Here is a 19,893-nt window from a genome sequence, read left to right on the forward strand (position 1 = left end):
CGCGGTGTCGCAGGTCCATGCCGCCGCGCACCCTGTTTCGCCTGTTTCCCTTCGCTGCCCGCGCCAGCCGCGCCCTCGAGCAAGGTTTTACCGCCAGCGGCCGCCTGCTGCTCGGCGTGCTCTTGAGCGCGGCGGTGCTCGGCATCGACATCGGCCAGACGCTTGCCTACCAGTTGGCGATACTGGCCTTCGCGCTGCTGCTGGCGAGCTTCGTGCTGACGCTGCGCTGGCGGCCGCGGCTCGAAGTCAGGCGCATCCTGCCGAACATGGCGAGCAACGGGCACGTCAGCCATTACTGGCTGGAAATCACCAACCGCGGCCCGCGCGTCGAATCGGACCTGCTGGTTCACGACACGCTCGCACAACCTTCGCTGTCGCTGGCGCGCTTCAAGGCGTTGCGTGATACCTACGGCGGCGACAGCAACTGGTTCGACCGCGCCGTCGGCTTTCCACGCTGGGTGGCCTTGCGGCGCCGCGATCGCGGCGCCGAGCTGGTCGCGGTGCCGGTGCCGTCCATTGCGATTGGCGCGACCGTGCGCGTGCGCGTTGAACTGACACCGCTGCGACGCGGCTGGTTGCGCTTCGCGAGCCTGTGCATCATGCGCCCGGACCCGCTGGGCCTGTGCCGCGCCCGCCACCATGTGATCCTGCCCGACAAGCTGCTGGCCTTGCCGCGTCGCCACGCCCTGCCGGCGATCCATCTCGCCTCCGAGCGGCGCTATCAACCCGGCGGACTCAGCCTCGCCCACGCGGTCGGAGATTCCCAGGAATTCGCGGCGCTGCGCGACTACCAGCCGGGCGACCCGCGCCGCCACATCCATTGGCGCAGCTTCGCCAAGACCGGCACCCTCATCGTCAAGCAATACCAGGATGAGTACTTCGATCGCCATGCGCTGGTGGTCGACACGCGCAGCGTCGATGCGCCCGCGCGTTTCGAGGCCGTCATCGAAGTGGCCGCATCGGTGTTGAGCCAGCACCGCGCCCAGGATTCGATACTCGACCTGGTCATTGCCGGCAACGAAGTCCTGGAACTGAACGCCGGGCGCGGCCTCGGCGACAGCATGCGTGCGCTGGCTTACCTCGCCGAAGCGGTCGGCGCCGAGCACGACGATATCGCGGGTGTGGCCGCGCTGCTGCGCGCGCGCGTCGGCCAACTGGCCAGCATCATCCTGGTGTTCGGGCATTTCGATGCCCAGCGGCGCGCCCTGCTCGATGAACTGCGTGCCCATGGGCTGACGACACTGTGCCTGCTGGTGACGTCTGAACAGGACAGCGCCGACGTGCCGGCCGGCGTACAGCGCCTGAGGGTGGAGCAACTGGCCGCCGACCTAGCTCGAATCGGCACGACGTCATGAACGTCGCCGCCGATCGCGTCACGCCGCTGCCGCCCCTGTGGCTCGCGCTCGCCCTGCTCGGCTGGGGTCTTTTGACCGACAACCTGGCGGGCGCGCTGGTGATGGCGATGCTCATCGAGGGCATTCTTCGTGGCCCGCTGAAATGGGCCATGGCGGAACGCGAATTTCACCGCGCGGCCGATCTGACCAGCGTGATCTTCGCCCTCATCACGGCCGTGCAGTTCTCGCGCTACTCGGTGCACGGTATCTACGAGATCCTCAAGGTCGCGCCCTACTGCTTCTTCCCGCTGGTGCTGGTACAGCGCGCCAGCACCGCGCAGACCATCCCCATGAGCGCGCTGTTCTACAGCCTGCGACGTCAGCGTGATTACCGCGCGCGGCTCGACATCGCGCCCTATTACCTCGCCATGTGCCTGCTGGCGGCGAGCACCGGCGCCGCGCATGACGCGCGCTACGGCGCGTTCTGTGCGGCCATGCTGCTCGGCATGTTGCTGGCCGTGCGACCGCGCCGCTACGCCTGGACCACCTGGGTGCTGTGCCTCGTCGCGAGCGCCGGGCTCGCGGCGCTGACCCAGTCGGGCGTGATGCGCGCGCAACGCTGGGTCGAGAACTCGGTGATGTACTGGGTAAACCAGTTTCCTTGGGCGATGAACGATCCGAATCGCGAGGTGACGGCCATCGGCACCATCGGTCGACTCAAGCTGTCGGATCAGATCCGACTGCGCGTCATGCCCGGACCGCAGGTGAGAGTGCCACTGTTGTTGCAGGAAGCGAGTTACGACGTCTTCCATTTCGGCGCCTGGAGCGCGCAGCAGGCGCCGTTCGCGGCGCTGGACAAGCGCGAAGGCGCGGCGGTGTGGGATCTCGACAACACGCCCGCCGCATCACGCCCAGGTCTCGAACTGGCGTTGCAACACGCGCGGGAACTGAGCCTCCTGCCGGTGCCGCGCGGCACGCACCGGGTGGCGAGCGACGAGTTGGCGGAATTGCAGCGCAACCGCTTCGGCAGCCTGATGGCCGAGTCGCCACCCGGCGCGCTGCGCTATACCGTCGAACAGGGCCCGCCCCAGGCCGGCGAGCCGGCGCCGACTCCCGGCGACAACGCCGTGCCCAGCCAATACCAGGCGCTGCTCGATACCACGCTGGCCGAGATCGGTATCGAACATCTCGACACGGCGCAGCGTGCCGCGGCCATCCGCGCCTTCTTCCTCGATAACTTCAAGTACAGCCTCGTGCAGTCCGACACCTTCGCGTGGCGCACGCCGCTGGCGGATTTCCTGCGCAAGACGCGCCGCGGACATTGCGAATATTTCGCCACCGCCAGCGTGCTGCTGCTGCGCGCGGCCGGTATTCCGGCGCGCTACGCAGTGGGCTACGTGGTCGACGAGTACAGTGCCCTCGAGCGCGCCTACATCGCGCGCGCGCGCCATGCCCACGCCTGGGCGTTGGCCTTCATCGACGGGCAATGGCAAGTCATCGATGCCACGCCGGCCGCCTGGTATGAACTCGAGGACGAACGCGCGAGCGGCTGGCAGAGCTTGCAGGATCTGTCCGCGTGGTTGGTGTATCGCTACCAGCGCCTCGCACAGGCCAAGCTCAGCGACTTCACCGATCAATTGGCGTGGCTGGTGCCGCCACTCGCGGCGCTGCTGTACTGGCGCCTGCGCCGCAGTCCATTGGCCGTGCGCCGCGCCGCGGCGGCGGCCGCGCCGCTCGAACCGGTGTCATTGCTGGCGCCGCTGCTGGAGCAGCTGGCCGCGCAGGGCCTGCGCCCCGCGCCGGGCGAAACCGTCGCCCGTTTCCTGACGCGCGCCGCGCCGGAGAACCGCGGCGGCGTGCCGCGCAATGAGCTGGTACGGCTCTATTACAGCGTTCGCTATGGCACGGCCACGCCGGCACTCAAGGCGCGCTTCGAAGATAGCCTGCGTGCCTATTGCGGCGAGCTAGTGCCCTAGACTGCCCAGCGCTTCGCGGAAGCGCAGCCGTTCTTCGACCGAGTCGAGCTGGCGGATGAAATGGTCGGCAACCAGCGGCGGAATGAGGCCCTGGAACACCGCGCGCCGCTTCTCGTCCAGCGACAGGCCCGGGCATTCGAGAAACGCCAGCGGCTCAATCGCGCCGCGTTCCAGCATGAGGGCGTTTTCATTGGCGATGTCGCGCATCACCGCGTGACTGGGCGTCAGGCGGCCCTGCACGAACGTCGCGGACGCCAGGCGGTTGTCGTAGATGGCGCGGATCTCGAGCTTGTAACCACCGATCAGGATGGGATTGATGGTTTCCTCGAGCTGCGATTCGAGGTTGGTCACGCGTGTCAGCACCAGTTCCGACCAGTCGGTGCCAGGCTCCTGGAAGCGCGCAATCGCGGCATAGATCTCGACGATGTTGTTGATGGTGAGCGCGCGGTAGACGTCGTGGATGAAGGCGTAATTGCGCGCCGCCACCAGCGCGTCGAAGTGCGTGAAACCCAGGGCCCGTTGCACTGCTTCCAGGCCTGGCACCGCGGCATTGAAGCCCAGCCCACACAACAGTTGCGGCACGCGCAAGCCGAGTTGCTGTGCAAGTTGTTCACGGCGCAGATCGGCGTCCAAGGTCGCCGCCGAGCGCGTCGCGGAAAAGATCGCCAGCAACTCGTCGGCGCCGGCGCGCAGCAAGGTGTCGAAGGAAAACACCGGCGCCACCCCTCAGTCCTGCCACTGCACCATCACGCGCCCGCCGCGCAGCGTGACCGGCAGTTCGCTCAAGCCCCATTTGTCGCCGCGGCTGCAGCGCCCGTCCGGCAGCGTGAACTGCCAACCGTGCTGCGCGCAGGTGACCTGCGCGCCCTTGATGCCGCTGGTCATGAGTTCCATGCCCTGGTGCGAGCAATAAGCCTTGAAGGCCCGCACCGCACCGCCCTCGCGCCACAGCAGCAAGGGATAACGACCGCTGTTGCGCTTGACGGTCTGACGCTCCGGCAACTGGTCGAGCGCGCATACATCCAGCGTTTCGCCGCGCGGCGCTGCCACCGGCGCCGCTTCGTCATCGTGCAAGGACAGCTCGGCGAAGCCCTCCACGCCGTGCTCGATCAAAACATCCACCGCCCACACGATGCGGCTCAGCCCCAAGGCCGGGAATGCCATCATCAAGGCGTCAAGGATCTCGTCGGGACTGGCGCCGACTTCCAGCGCCCTGCGCGTGTACTGCACGAGACCGAGCTCGGTCTCGACCGCGACCTTGGTGATGACTGAAATCAAGGCGCGCGTCTTGGGATCGAGCCGACTGCCATTGTCTTTCAGGAATTTGAAATAGGCGCCCATCGCTTGCGGGCGCGCCTTCATGAGGTAATCGAGTGCGCGGCTCATGTGTCACCGTCGAGGTTGCGGGTCTTGCGGCGCGCCGGGGCGCATCGCGATGACCTCATTCTAAGCACGTGGCGCGCGCCTGCCCATGAGCAGGGCCACGCGTGCTCACGCGCCACCTTCCAGCAGCGACAGCGCGGCGGCGATGTCGTCGGCCACGATGCGCGTCGGCGCACCGAGTTCGGGCGCGAATACGCTGACACGATAGTCTTCCAGCATGAGATGAAGCTTGCGCAACGCCGGACCTTGTTCGCCGGCGGCGTCCTGCAGGGCCTGCAAGCGTCGCGCCAGCGGCTCGACGCTTTCGAGCTTGCGCAGGTCCTTGCCGGGATTGGAATCGACGCGCTCCAGTCGCCGCGCGATGGCGTCCAGCGATCGCGACACGCGCGCCAGCCCGGCGTCATCGAGGTGATCCATGGCGAGCGGCCCGAGCAACAGCTTCAACTGCCGCTCGAGATCGTCGCGGGCGGCCGGCGGCGCCTTGCCGATGGCCGTGCGCATGCTGGCGGCGCGCCGCATGAGAACGAGCAGGCCATGGGCGTGGCTCGGGATGTCACTTGCCAGCCGCGCCTGGAAACGGCTGAACAAGGCCGCGTACTCGTCGGCCGCGCGCGGTGCGTCGTCCGCCACCAGCAGGCGCCGCGCCACACCCAGCGCCAGTGCTGCCAACGGCGGGTGCTGGTGGCCGAACAGCGCTGACAGAAGGCCGAGTTCGCGCGCCTCGGCCAAGCCGCGCGTCAACTGACGGACGGCGCTGCCCGCATCCAGGCACAACAGGCGCGCCACGCCGCGACGATGCAGCGCCTCGGCTTGTGCCTCGTCATCCAACACCTTGAGCGCCACGCAATCCCGTTCGTCGACCAGGGCCGGGTAACCGCGCAGGCGTGTCCCGCCCGCATCGGTTTCCACTTCGCGCGGCAGGCGGGGGAAGCTCCAGCCGGACTGCGAGCGGCCGGCCAGGTGCCAGTCGACGGCGGCGCTGTGCTGCCGGGCATCCGCGCCGTGCACACCGAGCAGGCGCGCGACGTCGCGCGTCTCTTCGCGCACCTCGCCGTGATCGTCCAGCAGGATGAGCAGCATGCGTTGATGTGGTTCGAGCACGGCATCGTCGAAGGAGCTTGCCGGCCAAGGCAGCCCGGTGATGCGTTCCAGCGCAGTCGCCAAGGCCACCGGTAAAGGGCCGTCGAGATGGGCGAGCGCCTCCACGCAGGCCATTGCGAATTCGCGGATCGGCGACACCAGTCGCCGGCGCGCCTTGGGCTGCGCACGCAGCAGCGCGGCGACCTTGTCGCTCAACATGCCCGGCACCAGGCGGTCGACATCATCGGGCCGGAGGCGCGTCAACAGCACCAAGGGCAATCGCACGCTCACGCCGTCGTGGGCATGGCCGGGCTCGAAGCGATAGGCGAGCGCGCAGTCGGTACCGCCTATGGAAAGCTGCTCCGGAAACAACCAGGCCTGCACCGAGGCGAACTGCTCGGTGGTGATGTCGGCCTCGGTCATGCACAGGCTTGCGCCGCGCGCCGGGTCTTCGCGCAGCCACGCCAGGAGATCGCGCCGCGTCGCGATGGTGGCCGGCAGGCGCTGCTCGTAGAAGTCGTGCAACTGTTCGGCGCCGACCAGCAGATCACGTCGCCGCGCGCGTTCCTCGAGCGCGCGCACGCGTGCCAGCAGTGCGCGGTTGTAGCCGAGGAAGCCGACTTCCTCGCCGAGTTCGCCGGCCATGAGCCCGCTGTCGATGAAGATGCCACGTGCCGCCTGCGCATCGATGCGCACGTAATCGACCAACCGCGCGTTGCTGATGGTCAGGCCATACAGGCGCAGGATCTCGGTGGCGCGCACGCAGCCGCGCTTCACGTCCCAATGGGGCGCCTCGTAATTGCGCTTGATGAGATGCTGCCCCACCTGCTCCAGCCATTGCGGCTCGATGCGCGCGGCGATGCGCGCGTAGCGTTCGCGCGTCTCGATCACTTCCGCGGCCACCACCCACGGCGCCGCGCGTCGCGCCAGCACCGACGAGGGATGAAGCTGGAAGCTCATGCTACGACAGCCGCTGTAATGATCGACCTGCCACTCGCCGACCTGGCTCAGGAAGCCCGCCGCCAGCGCGGTGTGGATACATTTGTAGGTGGCCGGCAGCGGATTGCGCGGCAAGGCGGCATCGGCGGCGAGCTTGCTCAAGGTGTCGTGGAGCTGCGTCCATTCAGCCATGCGTGCCGCCGACAGGAAGCGACGGCGACACACCCGCTGCTGCTTCTTGGGCGGCGACAGGCGCAGCTCCTTGGCAAACGGCCACGCGCGCAGGAACCACATGAAGTCCGAGCGCTTGTCGGCGAACGCTGCGTGCGCGCGATCGGCCGCGTCGCGCGCCTCGTGCGGTCGCTCGCGCGGATCGGCGATGCTGAGCGCCGCTACGATCACCAGGCATTCGGTCAGGCAGCCGAGCTTGCTGGCGGCGTCCAGCACGCGCGCCAGGCGCGGGTCGATGGGAAAGCGTGCGAGCTGCGCGCCGAGCGCGGTCAGTTCGCGCCCGGCATCGAGCGCACCGATCTCCTGCAGCACCAGGTAGGCGTCCTTGATGAGACGAATCGACGGCGCCTCGGCGAAGGCGAAGCTCTCGACGTCGGCGATGCCCATGGCTTTGAGCTTCAATACCACGCCCGCCAGGTTGGTGCGCTGGATCTCGGGTTCGATGCGCGGACGCCGCGCGAGGTAATCCTCTTCGCTGTACAGCCTGATGCAGATACCGGCGGACTCGCGCCCGCAGCGGCCGCTGCGCTGGTCGGCGTTGGCCTGCGGAATCTTCTCGACCGGCAGCTGCTGCAGTTTGCGGCGCGGGCTGTAGCGGCTGATGCGCGCCAGGCCGGTGTCGACCACGTGCCGCACGCGCGGCACCGTCAACGAGGTCTCGGCGACGTTGGTGGCCAGGATCACGCGGCGCCGTGGCCCCGGCTCGAAGATGCGCGCCTGGCGCGCCGCGCCGAGGCGCGCGTAGAGCGTGAAGATGTCGGTGTCCGCGAAATGGGCGCGGCCGATGCGCTGCGCCGCCTCGCGGATCTCGCGTTCGCCGGGCAGGAACACCAGCACGTCACCGCGTGCTTCGGCATCGAGTTCGCGGATGGCCTCGACGATGGCGTCGTCGACATCGAGCTCTTCGTCTTCGGCCGGCGGCGGCCGGTAACGGATCTCGATCGGGTAAGAGCGATCGGGAATGACGTAGCTGACGGCGTCGTCAAAGAAGCGTTCGAAGACCCCGGCATCGATGGTCGCCGAGGTCAGGATCAGTTTCAGATCCGGCCGTACCGCCAGCACCTGCTTCAGATAGCCGATCAGGAAATCGACATTGAGCGAGCGCTCGTGCACCTCGTCGATGATGAGGGTGTCGTACTGGGTCAGGCGCGGGTCGTGGTGGATCTCGTTCAGCAGGATGCCGTCGGTCATGAGCTTGACGCGCGCCACGGGCTCGAGATTGTCGTCGAAGCGTACGCAATGACCGACCGCGCGTCCGGGCACGGTGGCGGTCTCTTCGGCCAGGCGCCGGGCGATGGCACGCGCCGCGATGCGACGCGGCTGGGTATGACCGATGCGCCCCGCCACGCCGCGCCCGAGACGCAGACACAGCTTGGGCAGCTGGGTGGATTTGCCGCAGCCGGTCTCACCGCTCACGATCACGACCTGGTGCCGTGTCACCAGTTCGGCGATGGCCTCGGCATGGGCGGTGAACGGCAAGCCGGCGGGAAATTCGAGACGCAGCGGCAGCGTCGCACGCCGCGCGCGAACCTCGCGCGAACGCTCGAGATCGGTGCGTATTTCACCCAAGCGCCGCTCCACGTAGTCCGCGCGCAGCTTGCGCCCCCGACCGCGCAACTTGCGCCGCAGCACACGTATGCGCTCCGCCAGCCGATATTGGTCGTGGAGCAGGCAGGCGCCGAGTTCGGATTCGAGCGCCTGCAACACTTCGCGCCACGGCGGTGCGGTGGTGGCGGCCGCGCTGGCGATGCCAAGCGGGTTCACGGGTGGACGCGTCGCGCGCGGCCCGCATTCGGTTCGTTCGCGGCGCGGCGGCCGGCGACACGGACAGGCGGGCAAGTCGGGAAGGCTTCGGACACGGCCCAGTATACCCAGCCCTCGGGTGTCCCCGCGCGGCCCCTTGATGGCGGGGCGCCGTCTTTCATAATTCCAATGGCACTGCTAACATGCGAGCGCTTCTTAAGGTGACTGCACAACCTCAAAAGAGAATCTGCCTTTGAGCGTCTTAAGCTTCGACATCTCAGGATCGCAGATAGACGGGGCTCGGGACTATCAGGAAGACGCGTTCCTGATCACGCACCTCGGAGACGCTGACGCTGACTCGGCCGGCTCCATGGTGATCGTGGCTGACGGCATGGGCGGCCACGCCGCCGGCAACGTCGCCAGCAACATGGCGGTGCAGACCTTCAACCGCCACCTGTCCAAGAATTTCCCCAACGAGAACATTTCGAACGTTCTCTACGAAGCCGTGCTGCAGGCCAACGGCTCGATCACCGCCACCGTGTCCGAAACCGCCGCGCTCAAGGGCATGGGTTGCACCCTGGTCGCGTGCGTGCTGGAGCGCGGTCAACTGCGCTGGGTCAGCGTCGGCGACAGCCACCTGTACCTGCTGCGCAACGGCGATCTGAGCAAGAAGAACGCCGACCACAGTTACGGCGGCTTCCTCGATCGCATGGCCGAAGCCGGCACGCCGGTGGAAGCCGAGGCCGGCTTCTCGCGCAACATGCTGATGAGCGCGCTGACCGGCGACGACATCGCCGAGATCGACTGTCCGGAATCGCCGCTGCCCTTGAAACGCGGCGACCGCGTGATCCTCTCCAGCGATGGCCTGGATACGCTGGACAAGCAACAGATCATCGACATCTGCGCGGCGCAGGCGACGCCCAAGGCCTGCGTCGACGCCTTGCTGCAGGCGGTCAACGATGCCGGCGCACCGCGCCAGGACAACACCACCGTCATAGTCATCGACGTCATCGAGAAAGCCGAGGCGCCGCTTGAGATCGCCGCCGCGCCGGCACCGCGCCTCGAAGAAATTTCGCCGCAGCCCGCGCCGGCCCGCGTCAGCGCACGGTCGCTGCCGACGGTGGAAGACGACGAACCGCGCAGGGGCACCATGGGCATGGTGGTCGGCATCGTGCTGGCGCTGCTCGCGCTCGGCGGGGGCGGCTACTGGTACTGGATGCAGAACCAGGGCAAGACGCCGGTCGCCACCGTCGACAAACCCGAGCTCGACATCGAGGCGGAAGCCGAGCCGGGCGGCCGAAACGGCCACCGTCGCGCCGGCCGAAGCGACCACCGCAAGCAAGCCGCCATCGGCAAGTGCCGCCGCCGAGCCGGCGCAGGCCGCCACGGAAACGGCGCCGCCGTCCAAACGCGGCCAGTTCCGCGACGCACTGCGCGGTGGCGGCCAGGGCCCGCTCATGACCTGGGTGCCGGCAGGCACGTTCACCATGGGCAATCCGCTGGCGCTGACCGCGGACGAGCGCCCCGAGCACAGCGTCGCGGTCAAGCCGTTCGCCATCGGCGTGCATGAAGTGACGGTGGGCGACTACCGCAAGTTCGCCCAGGCGACCGGCGCCAAGATGCCGAAACTCGGCCCGATGGCCGATCAGAACGATATCCCGATCACTTTCCTGTCCTGGAACGACGCCTTGGCCTACGCCAAGTGGTTGTCGCAGCAGACCGGCAAGGAATACAGCCTGCCGAGCGAAGCGCAATGGGAATACGCGGCGCGCGCCGGCACCAGTACACCCTATTGGTGGGGGCGCGGCATCGGTCGGGGCAATGCGCATTGTTTTGCCTGCGATACCGGTCTCGATCCGCGCCAACCGACCGCGGTCGGGCGCTTCAAGCCCAATGCCTTCGGCCTCCATGACACCTCCGGCAACGCGCAGGAATGGGTCTACGACTGTTTCCACTCGAGCTACGAGGGCGCGCCTGGCGACGGTGGCGTGTTCGAAGGTGGCGATTGCGCGGTGCGCGTGCTGCGCGGTGGCGGCTATGGTTCGGGACCGGATCGACTGACCAACTCGGCACGCGACAAGCTGCGCGTGGAGCGCGGCAACGACCAGTCGGGCCTGCGCGTGGTGCGGCGTAACTGACGCCGACGCGCGCGCCTTGACCAGCTGCCGGGGCGTCTGGTGTTTACCCCCAATCTCGCGCTGCCGGCCGCCATCGAAGGCAGTTGTCACTGCCGCAACCTGCGTTACACCTTGCACTGGCGCCTCGCCGAGGCGCCGACCCTGCGCGCCTGCGGTTGCGACTATTGCAGCCGCCACGGTGCGTTGTGGACGTCCCATCCCGAGGCGCCGGTCACCCTCACCATCGCGGATCAATCCTTGGTGTTGCCCTACCGTTTCGGCACCGGCAGCGCTGATTTTCTGCTCTGTCGCCGCTGCGGCATCCTGAGCTTGACGCGCTGCGAGTTCGAGGACGGCGCGCGAACCGTGGTCAACGCCAACACCTTCGATACGCTGTCGCTCGCGCAGTGTGCCCGCATCAGCACCGATTTCGATGCCGAGAATCTCGACCAGCGTCTCGCGCGGCGCCAGCGCAACTGGTCGCCCTTGACGATGGTGGCCACATGACGACGCGCGGTTTCGCCAGCGACAACGGCGCGGGCGTGCATCCACGCGTACTGGCCGCCCTCGCCGCCGCCAATCACGGCCACGCGCCGGCCTACGGCAATGACGCCTGGACCGCGCGGGCGGTCGACGCGCTGCGCACGGCCTTCGGCGGTCGCGCCGAGGCCATGCTGTGTTTTGGCGGCACCGGCGCCAATGTCGTCGCGCTGGCGACCGTCACGCGTCGCTACGATGCGATCCTGTGCGCCGACAGCGCGCACATCCTGAACAGCGAATGCGCGGCGGTCGAGCACTATTGCGGCGGCAAGCTCACGCCCATCGCCACCCCTGATGGCAAGCTCACGCCAGAGCTGCTGACACCGTCGCTGGGCCCGACGCGCGGCGTGCACCATGCCCGCCCGCGCGTGCTGTCGCTCACCCAACCGACCGAATGGGGCACGCTCTACAGCGTCGATGAATTGCGCACGCTGTGCGACTTCGCCCATGGCCGTGGGCTCGCGGTGCACGTCGACGGCGCGCGCTTCGCCAACGCGGCAGCAGCGCTCGAGGTGTCGCTGGCCGCACTGTCGTACGAGGTTGGCGTCGACGTGCTGAGTTTCGGCGGCACCAAGAACGGCCTGATGGGCGCCGAGGCGGTGCTGGTATTCGACCCGGCGCTGGCCGAAGAGGCGGCCTATGCGCGCAAGCAGAGCACCCAGCTGGCGTCCAAGATGCGCTTCATCGCCGCGCAGTTCGAGGCTTATCTCGAAGGCGAGCTATGGCGTCAATTGGCCAGCCACGCCAATGCCATGGCGGCGCGCCTGGCAGCGACCCTCGCCGCGGTCGACGGCCTCGAATTCGTGTGCCCGGTCGAGACCAACCAGTTGTTTGCGCGGCTGCCGCGCAACGCGCTGGCGGCCCTGCAGCGGGATTTCCCTTTCTATACCTGGCGCGAGAGCGACGCCGTGGCGCGCTGGATCACGTCATTCGACACCACCCCGGACGACGTCGACGCATTCGCCGCGGCGGTCACGCGCGAGCTCGCCGCCGAGCGCTGATTCCGGCCCTGCGTCAGCCGCCGAAACGCGGCTCGGCGAAACCGCGGATGCCGAGGCCGCGAATGCGGAACAGGCTGCCGGCGCCGAACTGTGGTTGCACCTGCTTGGCGAAATGCGCGTGGGTGGCCGGATGACTGACGCGCGCCATCGATGTCACGTAGATCTCGTCGAGCTGTTCGCCGCCGAAACACAGGCTGGTGATGTTCTTGACCGGCATGCCGATACGCCGCTCGACTTCGCCATCCGGCGTATAGCGGATCAACTCGCCGCCGATGACCATCGCGTTCCACACGCAGCCCTCTTCATCGACCGTGCTGCCGTCGTAGAAGCCTGGGTCGGCGCTCGAACTCGCGAACTCGCGCTTGTTCGACAAGCTGCCGGTGGCGAGATCATAGTCGTAGGCCCACATCAGCTGCTGAAAGGTATCGGCGAAGTAGAAGGTGCGATCGTCCGGACTCCAGCACGGGCCGTTGGAGCAGATGATGCCCTCGTCGACGCGCGTCACGGACAAGTCCGGGTCGAGCCGCCACAGGCCGCACATCTTGAGCTCTTCCTTGTCATCCATGCCACCGGCGAAGAAGCGGCCGCGCCTGTCGACCTTGCCGTCGTTGAGACGTGAGCGCGGCTGTTCGGGCTCGATGGCGTGGATGAGTTCGAGCTTGCCGGTCGTGAAATCGAAGAAGTAGAAGCCATCGTCCAGCGCCAGTACGGCATTGCCGTCACGACGCAGTGCCATCGCGCCGACGTCATGGTCCAGCGACCAGTGACGGGTCTCGCCGCTGCGCGGATCCAGGCGCCAGATGGACGGCTTGCCGACGCGCCTGCCGGTGCCGTCGACCCAGTACAGCACGCCCTGCCCGGCGTCCCAGATCGGGCCCTCGCCAAGATGATTGCCCGCCGCCACCACACATTCGATGCTGTATTTCACACGCCTCCCCTTCTTTGCCCTGCTTGCGACCGGCCCGTATTAGAGGCGCGTGTCGTGCGTGGCGGCAAGTCTTTCGCGCCGCTTGGTGCGTGCAAAGGCGGTGCTACAATCCAGGCGTTGCGCGTTCCGCTCGAACGCCGCGCCAACTCTCGGGGGAGTTCTGATGTTTCCGGCCAGGATCCAGGAATACGTGCGGCCGCGCACCGTCGCGGAGGCGCTCGCCGCCATTGCCCGTCACGATGAAGGCGAAGCCATTTTTCTTGCCGGCGGGCAAAGCGCCATGCAGGCCATCAAGTCGCGCATGTTGCGCCCGCAATGCGTGGTGGACCTGCAGGGCGTGGCCGAGTTGAAGGGCGTGAGCGCGAACAACGGCGCGCTGACGATTGGCGCCATGACGCGCTACGTCGAGATAGCGGCCCATGCCGGCCTCGGCAATGCCTTCGCCGCCCTGCGCGATGCGGCCAGCCATGTGGGCGATCGCCAGGTGCGCAATCGCGGCACCATCGGCGGCAGCGTGTGCTGGAACTACGTGGCCGCCTGCACGCCGACGGCGGTGCTGGCGCTGGGTGGCACCATGAACCTCGCCGCCGATGGCGGCAGTCGCAGCGTGGCGGCCGATGATTTCTTCCTGGGCCCGCTCGAAACCGCGCGTCAGGACAATGAAATCCTGCTGTCGGTAAGCTGGCCGGCGCCGCCGCCGCGCACCGGCAGTGCCTACAAGAAATGGGGCTTGGTGACCGACGCCCTGCCGGTGGTCGGCGTGGCCGTCATGGTCACGCTCGATGCCGCCGGCCACTGCAGCGCCGCGCGCATTGCCCTGGCCGGTCTCGCCAACGGCGCGCAGCGCGCGAACCTCGGCGAAGCGAAGCTGGTCGGCAGCCGCGGCGATATCGCGACCATCGACGCCGCCATGCAGGCCATCGCCGATGCCGCCGACGCCCACAGCGACATGTCGGCCGACGCCGACTACCGCAAACAACTCATCCGCAGCCTCGGCCGTGAAGTCGCTGAGCGCGCCTTCGACCGCGCGCGCGCCTAAGGGGAAAGCCATGCCCGTCATCAATGTCACCGTCAACGGCACACGTTACGAGGAGAACGTTCCCGAGCGCCTGCTGCTGGTCGATTTCCTGCGCGAGCAACTGGCGCTCACCGGCACCCATGTCGGCTGCACCTACGAGGGTGTGTGCGGCGCCTGCACCATCCATCTCGACGGCGAAGCAGTGAAGAGCTGCCTGATGCTGGCGGTGCAGGCCGATGGCCACGCCATCACCACCATCGAAGGCCTGGGCGGCAACACGCTCTCGCCCCTGCAGCAGGCATTCACCGACAACCACAGCCTGCAGTGCGGCTTCTGCACGCCGGGCATCCTCATGAACATGAGCGACTTCCTGCGCGACAACCCCGACCCCAGCGACGATGAAATCCGTCGCGGCCTGGTCGGCAACCTGTGCCGCTGCACCGGCTACGTGCACATCGTGCGCGCGGTGCGCGAAGCGGCTCGCGCCATGCGCGAACAGAACTGAGGACACACCATGGCTAGCAATCCGCAGGACTGGTTGGGCGCGCGGCTGCCGCGCAAGGAAGATCAACGACTGATCACGGGCAACGGCAAGTACCTGGCCGATCTCGTGCTGCCCGGCATGTTGCACGCGGTGTTCGTGCGCAGCGAATACGCGCACGCACGCATCAAGAGCATCGACGCCTCCGAAGCGCTGGCGCTGACCGGCGTGGTGGCGGTATTCACCGGCGACGCCATCAAGGACCTCATCAAGCCCATGCCGCAGGCCGTCGTGCAGCCCAACCTGCCGGCGCGCTACCCGACCTTCTGGCCGCTCGCCATCGGCAAGGTGAAATTTCACGGCGAGCCGGTGGCGCTGGTCGTGGCGCGCGACAAGTACACCGCCGTCGATGCCGCCGAGCTGGTGGTGGTTGACTACGAAGAGCTGACACCGGTGCTGGATCCCGAGCTCGCCCTGGAGCCGGGATCACCACTGGTGCATGAAGAGGATGGCGGTAACGACATCTTCACCATGAATCTCACGGGCGGCGAGACCGAGCAATCGCAGCACGACAATGCCGCGGCGGTGGACGCCATCTTCCAGCGCGCCGACGTGGTGGTGAAGGAACGTTTCCGCGTGCATCGCACCGGCATCACGCCCATGGAACCGCGCGGCGTGCTGTGCGATTGGAACGACGGCGACGGGCTCACCGCCTACATCACCACGCAACGCCCCCACATCGACCGCCTCGCCCTCATCGACATCCTCGACATCCCCGGCGAGCAAGTGCGCGTGGTGGCGCCACGCGATCAAGGCGGCGGCTTCGGCGTGAAAGCACCGTTCTATCGAGAGAACATCATGATCGCCCACGCCGCGCGCACGCTGAAGAAGCCGGTGCGCTGGGTGGAATCGCGCTACGAAAGCCTGATGAACGTCGGCCAGGAGCGCGATCAGATCAATTACCTCGAGGTCGCGGCCAGCAAGGACGGCAAGCTGCTGGCGCTGCGCAATCGAGGCATCGCCGACAACGGCTGTGGCACCACCGGCGTGTATTGGGGCTTCGTCATGCCTTTCCTCGGCGCGGTGGAAATGCCCAATGCCTACACCTGGGCGGCCGGCGACATCAGTCTAAAGGTCGCTACCACCAACAAGGCGAGCCTCACGCCGTCGCGCGCCTTCGGCCATTTCCCGACGCGCTTCGCGGTCGAACGCGCGGTCGACATGGTGGCGCGCCGCATCGGCATGGAGCCGAGCGCGCTCAGGCGCCTGAACCTGGTACCTAGCCTGCCCTACACCTCGGTCACCAACGAGTACTACGACAGCGGCGACTTCGTGAAGGTGTGGGACAACCTGTTGGCGCAGGTCGACCTGGCGGCATTCCGCGCCGAGCAGGCGGCGGCGCGCGCGCAAGGTCGATACCTCGGCATCGGCTTCGGCTGCGGCGTGGAACTGTCCGGCGTGGCCTCGGAACTGCTGGTGCCGATGGAAAACCAGCCCGGCTACGGCGCCGCCACGGTGCGGCTCGACCCGCGCGGCAAGGTGCTGGTGTTCGGCGGCGACGCGCCTGGCGGTCAAGGCCACGAGACCACCGCCGCGCAGGTTGTCGCCTCGCAGTTCGGCATTTCGCCGGCCGACGTGGTGGTGACCACCGGCGATACCGGCATCACGCCGTTCGGCGCCGGCAGCATCGGTGCGCGCAACGGTTCCTACTTCGTCAGCGCGGTGGCCAAGGCCTGCGCCGAACTGAAGGACAAGATCACGCGCATCATGGCCCACGACTTCCAGATCGAAGCGAGCGTGCAGCACTTCGAGTTCAAGGACGGTGAAGTGGTCTACATCGGCGATCGCAGCAAGAAGAAGACCTTCCGCGAGGCGGTCGAGCGCATCATCATGTGGCCCATCAACATGCCCGAAGGTGAAGTCGGCGGCCTCGACGCCACGACCTTCTTCGAAGCGGCCAAGCCGATGATCTGCTTCAACGCCGACTGCTGCATCGTCGAAGTCGACGTCGATACCGGCGACTTCGAGATCAAGCGCTGGGTCACTTCGGAAGACGTCGGCACGCTCATCAATCCCAACATCGTCGACGGGCAGATGCACGGCGCCATCGTGCAGGGCTTGTCCAACGCCATGTTCGAGGAATTCATCTACGACGAGCGTGGCCAGCAAATGAGCGCCGACTTCGAGCACTACAAGCTCGCCACCGCCGCCGATGTGCCGGATATCGAGATCACCTATGCGCCGACGCCCTGCCCGCACACGCCGCTAGGCACGCGCGGCATCGGTGAAGGCCGTCCGAGCTCGGTGCCGGGCGCGCTCACCAATGCGGTGTGCGATGCCCTCGCGCCGTTCGGCATTGAAATCAACGAACTGCCGCTGCGCCCCAACCTCGTATGGCGCAAGCTGCAGGAAAGCCGCAAATAGGATTGAAGCACCATGTCCAAACAACGTAAGGTCATCATCACCTGCGCCGTGACCGGCGCCATCCACACGCCGTCCATGTCACCCTCGCTGCCGGTCACGCCGCGCGAGATAGCCACCGCCGCCATCGAGGCGGCCGACGCCGGCGCCGCGATCCTGCACCTGCATGCGCGCGACCCGGACAACGGCCGCCCGACCCAGGATCCGAAATGGTTCCGCCAGTTCCTGCCCATGATCTGCGAGCGCACCAACGCCGCCATCAACATCACCACCGGCGGCAGTCCCTACATGACGGTCGAGGAGCGCATGCGCCCCGCCACCGAGATCGAGCCCGAAATAGCTTCGCTCAACATGGGCTCGATGAATTTCGGCCTGTTTCCGATGCTGAAGCGCTTCAAGGAATTCAAGCACGACTGGGAAGTCGAGCACCTCGAAGGCAGCCGCGACCTGGTGTTCAAGAACACCTATCGCGACATCGCCACGATCCTCCGCCTCGGCAGCGATCGCGGCATCCGTTTCGAATTCGAGTGCTACGACACTTCGCACCTGTACAACCTCGCCCACTTCCTGGAAGAAGGCGCGGTCAAGCCGCCGCTGTTCGTGCAGACCGTGTTCGGCATCATGGGCGGCATCGGCGCTCATCCCGAAGACGTGATGCACATGAAGCGCACCGCCGATCGCCTGTTCGGTGACCAGTACGTGTGGTCGGTGCTGGGCGCCGGGCGCAACCAGATCCCGGTCGCCTCGCAAGCGGCGGCCATGGGCGGCAACGTGCGCGTCGGCCTTGAGGATTCGCTGTGGGCGGGGCCCGGCCGCCTGGCCGAGAACTCCGCCGAGCAGGTGCGGCTCGCACGCAAGGTGCTGGAAGGCCTGTCGCTGGAAGTCGCGACGCCCGACGAGGCGCGCGACATGCTGAAGCTCAAGGGGCCGAATTCGATGAAGCTGTAGGTGCGAACTTGTTCGCGCACCCGCTTCTTCCCGCACCCGCGCGTGCCTTTCAATGTGCGAATGAATTCGCACCTACAGGGGCGGTGAGTCATCGCCGCCCTCGGATCCTTCCATGCAACTGACCGAACACATCCGTATCAATGCGCCACGCGAGCGCGTCTTCGCGGCCTTGAATGACGTCGAGATCCTGCGCCAGGCCATTCCCGGCTGCGAAGCGATCGAGGCGCTGTCGCCCACCGATTTCAAGGCCACCGTGAGCGCCAAGGTCGGGCCCCTGAAAGCGCGCTTCACCGGCGCGGTGGCAATCGCCGACATCGTCGCGCCGGAGTCCTATACCTTGAGCGGCGAGGGCAAGGGCGGCCCGGCCGGCCATGCGCGCATCAGTTCGCGGGTGCGCCTGGAGGCGGACGGCGCGGCCACCATCCTGCATTACGACGTCAAGGCCGACATCGGCGGCAAGCTTGCGCAGTTGGGCGGTTCGCTGGTGGAAAAAACCGCGCAGAAGCTCGCGGGAGAATTCTTCGCGCAGTTCGAGACGCTGCTGAACCCGCCGGACATGGCAGCGGCCGACGCCGCGCCCGGCGCCGTGAATGTCGAAACGCCGACCGCCCCGTCATCCGCGCAGGGCCAGGGTAAGCTGTGGCTGTGGATCGCGGGTGGCGTGGTATTGGCAGCCTTGATCGCGCTACTCGCGCGCTGACCTCTGCGCTCAGGATTTGAGGCCGGCGAACGCCACCATCAATCGCGCACGCAGATCGGCGACGCGCGCCGCGTTCGCGCCCAGGTCGGAATAACCGACCCGCGAACTGGAACGGACCTGCAGACGCGCGCCGTCCATGCGCAGTTCCACATCGTCGACGAAACGAAACAGGCGACTGGTGTAGATGGCGTGCAGGTAGTGCTGGTCCTCCCTCTGCACGTGTCCGCCGCTGGCCGCCACCATTTCGCGGATCACGCGCCAGCGCGTCTCACCATCGACGTCGGGCATGCTGATGGGCTCCACCCAGTGCGAGGCGTCGCTGCCGTCGCCCTCGCTGCACACGCAATGGGGCGCCGCATCGCAGGGCGCCAGGCGCCCGTCGCGAACGCCGGCCGCGGCCGGCGCGGCGCGGGCCGACCACCAGCCCAAGACCGCGAACAGCGTCACGCCCACCCCCAGCACCGTCAGCAGCGACATCGCCACACGCGACATTGCGCTACCAATGCCCGGTCAGGATCAAGAGGCCCGGTATCCAGCACGTCAACACTCCGACCGTCATGCTGCTATAGGGCAGCAGCTTGCCGAAGTCGCGCCCCTGGACATTCGCCAGGTAGAACATGAACCACAGTACGCCCCAGATCAGCCAGAAACTGCCAAAGCGCATATCGCCGCCCTGGAAGGTGACGATGGCACACGGAATGGTGGTCAAGGCGACGAAGAAACAGAACCAGCCGAAACCACGCATGTCGAGTTCCCACCACATGCTGATGGCGACGTACAGGTAAGTGAACGTAAACAGAAAGAACTGCGCGACGCCAAAGAACTGCGCGGTGGTCTCGGCGCGTACGAATTGCACCACCGTCGCCAGCAGTGCCAGCCCGGCCACCATGAAATTCATGATCGCCATCGAGCGCAATTCCACTCGACCCAGACCGCCCATGCCGTTGACCAGCAATACCGCGCCCACGAACAGCAGCATTACTCCGACCATGGCCATTCCTCCCCCGAATACCGCTGGTGTGTGTGATCCCGCGCCCGGTTTGCACCAGGCAT

17 protein-coding genes are annotated in these 19,893 nt (G+C 67.1%); 11 read left to right on the forward strand and 6 right to left on the reverse strand.

Going from position 1 to position 19,893, the window contains the following annotated elements; all coding sequences use genetic code 11:
* Positions 1-17: 17 nt before the first annotated feature.
* Together IPM80_20985 and IPM80_20990 are read left to right on the forward strand one after the other, a co-directional pair.
* Positions 18-1,355, forward strand: coding sequence for a DUF58 domain-containing protein (locus IPM80_20985; protein ID MBK8960822.1), 1,338 nt, complete (start codon positions 18-20; stop codon positions 1,353-1,355).
* Positions 1,352-3,310 carry a transglutaminase domain-containing protein gene (locus IPM80_20990; protein MBK8960823.1) on the forward strand — a complete coding sequence of 653 codons (1,959 nt, stop codon included), beginning with the start codon at positions 1,352-1,354 and terminating at the stop codon, positions 3,308-3,310. The genes IPM80_20985 and IPM80_20990 overlap by 4 nt, the downstream gene beginning before the upstream one ends.
* Here the strand turns inward: IPM80_20990 and IPM80_20995 are convergent.
* The 3 genes from IPM80_20995 to hrpA all read right to left on the reverse strand — a co-directional run bounded on the left by IPM80_20995 (position 3,299) and on the right by hrpA (position 8,707).
* Complete coding sequence (locus IPM80_20995; protein ID MBK8960824.1) at positions 3,299-4,024, reverse strand: hypothetical protein; 726 nt, start codon at positions 4,022-4,024, stop codon at positions 3,299-3,301. The genes IPM80_20990 and IPM80_20995 overlap by 12 nt on opposite strands.
* A gap of 12 nt (positions 4,025-4,036) precedes the next feature.
* Complete coding sequence (locus IPM80_21000) at positions 4,037-4,696, reverse strand: Rieske 2Fe-2S domain-containing protein (GenBank protein MBK8960825.1); 660 nt, start codon at positions 4,694-4,696, stop codon at positions 4,037-4,039.
* 105 nt (positions 4,697-4,801) lie between these two features.
* On the reverse strand, positions 4,802-8,707 hold the full coding sequence (gene hrpA, locus IPM80_21005; GenBank protein MBK8960826.1) for an ATP-dependent RNA helicase HrpA: 3,906 nt from the start codon (positions 8,705-8,707) through the stop codon (positions 4,802-4,804).
* A 349-nt stretch (positions 8,708-9,056) separates the two neighbouring features.
* Here hrpA and IPM80_21010 point away from each other — a divergent pair, with 349 nt between their 5' ends.
* From IPM80_21010 to IPM80_21025, 4 genes are read left to right on the forward strand one after another with little or no spacing between them, the layout of a single operon-like run.
* The gene (locus IPM80_21010) at positions 9,057-10,256 is read left to right on the forward strand and encodes a serine/threonine-protein phosphatase (protein ID MBK8960827.1); all 1,200 of its coding nucleotides are present in this window, start codon (positions 9,057-9,059) and stop codon (positions 10,254-10,256) included.
* Positions 10,174-10,824, forward strand: a complete 651-nt coding sequence (locus IPM80_21015; protein MBK8960828.1) for an SUMF1/EgtB/PvdO family nonheme iron enzyme — start codon at positions 10,174-10,176, stop codon at positions 10,822-10,824. Before IPM80_21010 ends, IPM80_21015 begins: the two co-directional genes overlap by 83 nt.
* 39 nt (positions 10,825-10,863) lie before the next feature.
* Positions 10,864-11,310, forward strand: coding sequence for a hypothetical protein (locus tag IPM80_21020; GenBank protein ID MBK8960829.1), 447 nt, complete (start codon positions 10,864-10,866; stop codon positions 11,308-11,310).
* Entirely contained in the window at positions 11,307-12,344 is a 1,038-nt protein-coding gene (locus IPM80_21025; protein MBK8960830.1) for a threonine aldolase, read from the forward strand. The genes IPM80_21020 and IPM80_21025 overlap by 4 nt, the downstream gene beginning before the upstream one ends.
* A gap of 13 nt (positions 12,345-12,357) precedes the next feature.
* Here the strand turns inward: IPM80_21025 and IPM80_21030 are convergent, their stop codons facing one another.
* Positions 12,358-13,260: an SMP-30/gluconolactonase/LRE family protein gene (locus IPM80_21030; GenBank protein ID MBK8960831.1), complete on the reverse strand. Its 903-nt coding sequence runs from the start codon at positions 13,258-13,260 to the stop codon at positions 12,358-12,360.
* Between the two features lie 175 nt (positions 13,261-13,435).
* On the opposite strand from IPM80_21030, the gene IPM80_21035 reads away from it, so the two are divergent.
* The 5 genes from IPM80_21035 (at position 13,436) to IPM80_21055 (ending at position 18,840) form a co-directional block, all read left to right on the forward strand.
* A complete protein-coding gene (locus IPM80_21035) occupies positions 13,436-14,311 on the forward strand; it encodes an FAD binding domain-containing protein (protein MBK8960832.1) in 876 nt (291 codons plus the stop codon).
* A gap of 10 nt (positions 14,312-14,321) precedes the next feature.
* Positions 14,322-14,795: a (2Fe-2S)-binding protein gene (locus IPM80_21040; protein ID MBK8960833.1), complete on the forward strand. Its 474-nt coding sequence runs from the start codon at positions 14,322-14,324 to the stop codon at positions 14,793-14,795.
* A 9-nt stretch (positions 14,796-14,804) separates the two neighbouring features.
* Complete coding sequence (locus IPM80_21045) at positions 14,805-17,195, forward strand: xanthine dehydrogenase family protein molybdopterin-binding subunit (GenBank protein ID MBK8960834.1); 2,391 nt, start codon at positions 14,805-14,807, stop codon at positions 17,193-17,195.
* Between the two features lie 12 nt (positions 17,196-17,207).
* Positions 17,208-18,140 carry a 3-keto-5-aminohexanoate cleavage protein gene (locus IPM80_21050; GenBank protein ID MBK8960835.1) on the forward strand — a complete coding sequence of 311 codons (933 nt, stop codon included), beginning with the start codon at positions 17,208-17,210 and terminating at the stop codon, positions 18,138-18,140.
* Positions 18,141-18,252: 112 nt separating this feature from the next.
* Positions 18,253-18,840 carry a carbon monoxide dehydrogenase subunit G gene (locus tag IPM80_21055; protein MBK8960836.1) on the forward strand — a complete coding sequence of 196 codons (588 nt, stop codon included), beginning with the start codon at positions 18,253-18,255 and terminating at the stop codon, positions 18,838-18,840.
* 9 nt (positions 18,841-18,849) lie between these two features.
* On the opposite strand, the gene IPM80_21060 is transcribed toward IPM80_21055, so the two are convergent.
* A complete protein-coding gene (locus IPM80_21060; GenBank protein ID MBK8960837.1) occupies positions 18,850-19,323 on the reverse strand; it encodes a DUF1499 domain-containing protein in 474 nt (157 codons plus the stop codon).
* Between the two features lie 13 nt (positions 19,324-19,336).
* A complete protein-coding gene (locus IPM80_21065; GenBank protein MBK8960838.1) occupies positions 19,337-19,831 on the reverse strand; it encodes an AmiS/UreI transporter in 495 nt (164 codons plus the stop codon).
* Between the last annotated feature and the right edge of the window lie 62 nt (positions 19,832-19,893).

It is taken from the genome of Pseudomonadota bacterium (assembly GCA_016719885.1).
GTDB lineage: Bacteria > Pseudomonadota > Gammaproteobacteria.

Bases quoted from the DNA above. Each gene is read 5' to 3' on its own strand.
- IPM80_21055 (MBK8960836.1), top strand. From the start codon at position 18,253: ATGCAACTGACCGAACACATCCGTATCAATGCGCCACGCGAGCGCGTC.
- IPM80_21050 (MBK8960835.1), top strand. From the start codon at position 17,208: ATGTCCAAACAACGTAAGGTCATCATCACCTGCGCCGTGACCGGCGCC.
- IPM80_21040 (MBK8960833.1), top strand. From the start codon at position 14,322: ATGCCCGTCATCAATGTCACCGTCAACGGCACACGTTACGAGGAGAAC.
- IPM80_21025 (MBK8960830.1), top strand. From the start codon at position 11,307: ATGACGACGCGCGGTTTCGCCAGCGACAACGGCGCGGGCGTGCATCCA.
- IPM80_21000 (MBK8960825.1), bottom strand. From the start codon at position 4,696: ATGAGCCGCGCACTCGATTACCTCATGAAGGCGCGCCCGCAAGCGATG.
- IPM80_21035 (MBK8960832.1), top strand. From the start codon at position 13,436: ATGTTTCCGGCCAGGATCCAGGAATACGTGCGGCCGCGCACCGTCGCG.
- IPM80_21045 (MBK8960834.1), top strand. From the start codon at position 14,805: ATGGCTAGCAATCCGCAGGACTGGTTGGGCGCGCGGCTGCCGCGCAAG.
- IPM80_21065 (MBK8960838.1), bottom strand. From the start codon at position 19,831: ATGGTCGGAGTAATGCTGCTGTTCGTGGGCGCGGTATTGCTGGTCAAC.
- IPM80_20990 (MBK8960823.1), top strand. From the start codon at position 1,352: ATGAACGTCGCCGCCGATCGCGTCACGCCGCTGCCGCCCCTGTGGCTC.
- IPM80_20985 (MBK8960822.1), top strand. From the start codon at position 18: ATGCCGCCGCGCACCCTGTTTCGCCTGTTTCCCTTCGCTGCCCGCGCC.
- IPM80_21015 (MBK8960828.1), top strand. From the start codon at position 10,174: ATGGGCAATCCGCTGGCGCTGACCGCGGACGAGCGCCCCGAGCACAGC.
- IPM80_21010 (MBK8960827.1), top strand. From the start codon at position 9,057: ATGGTGATCGTGGCTGACGGCATGGGCGGCCACGCCGCCGGCAACGTC.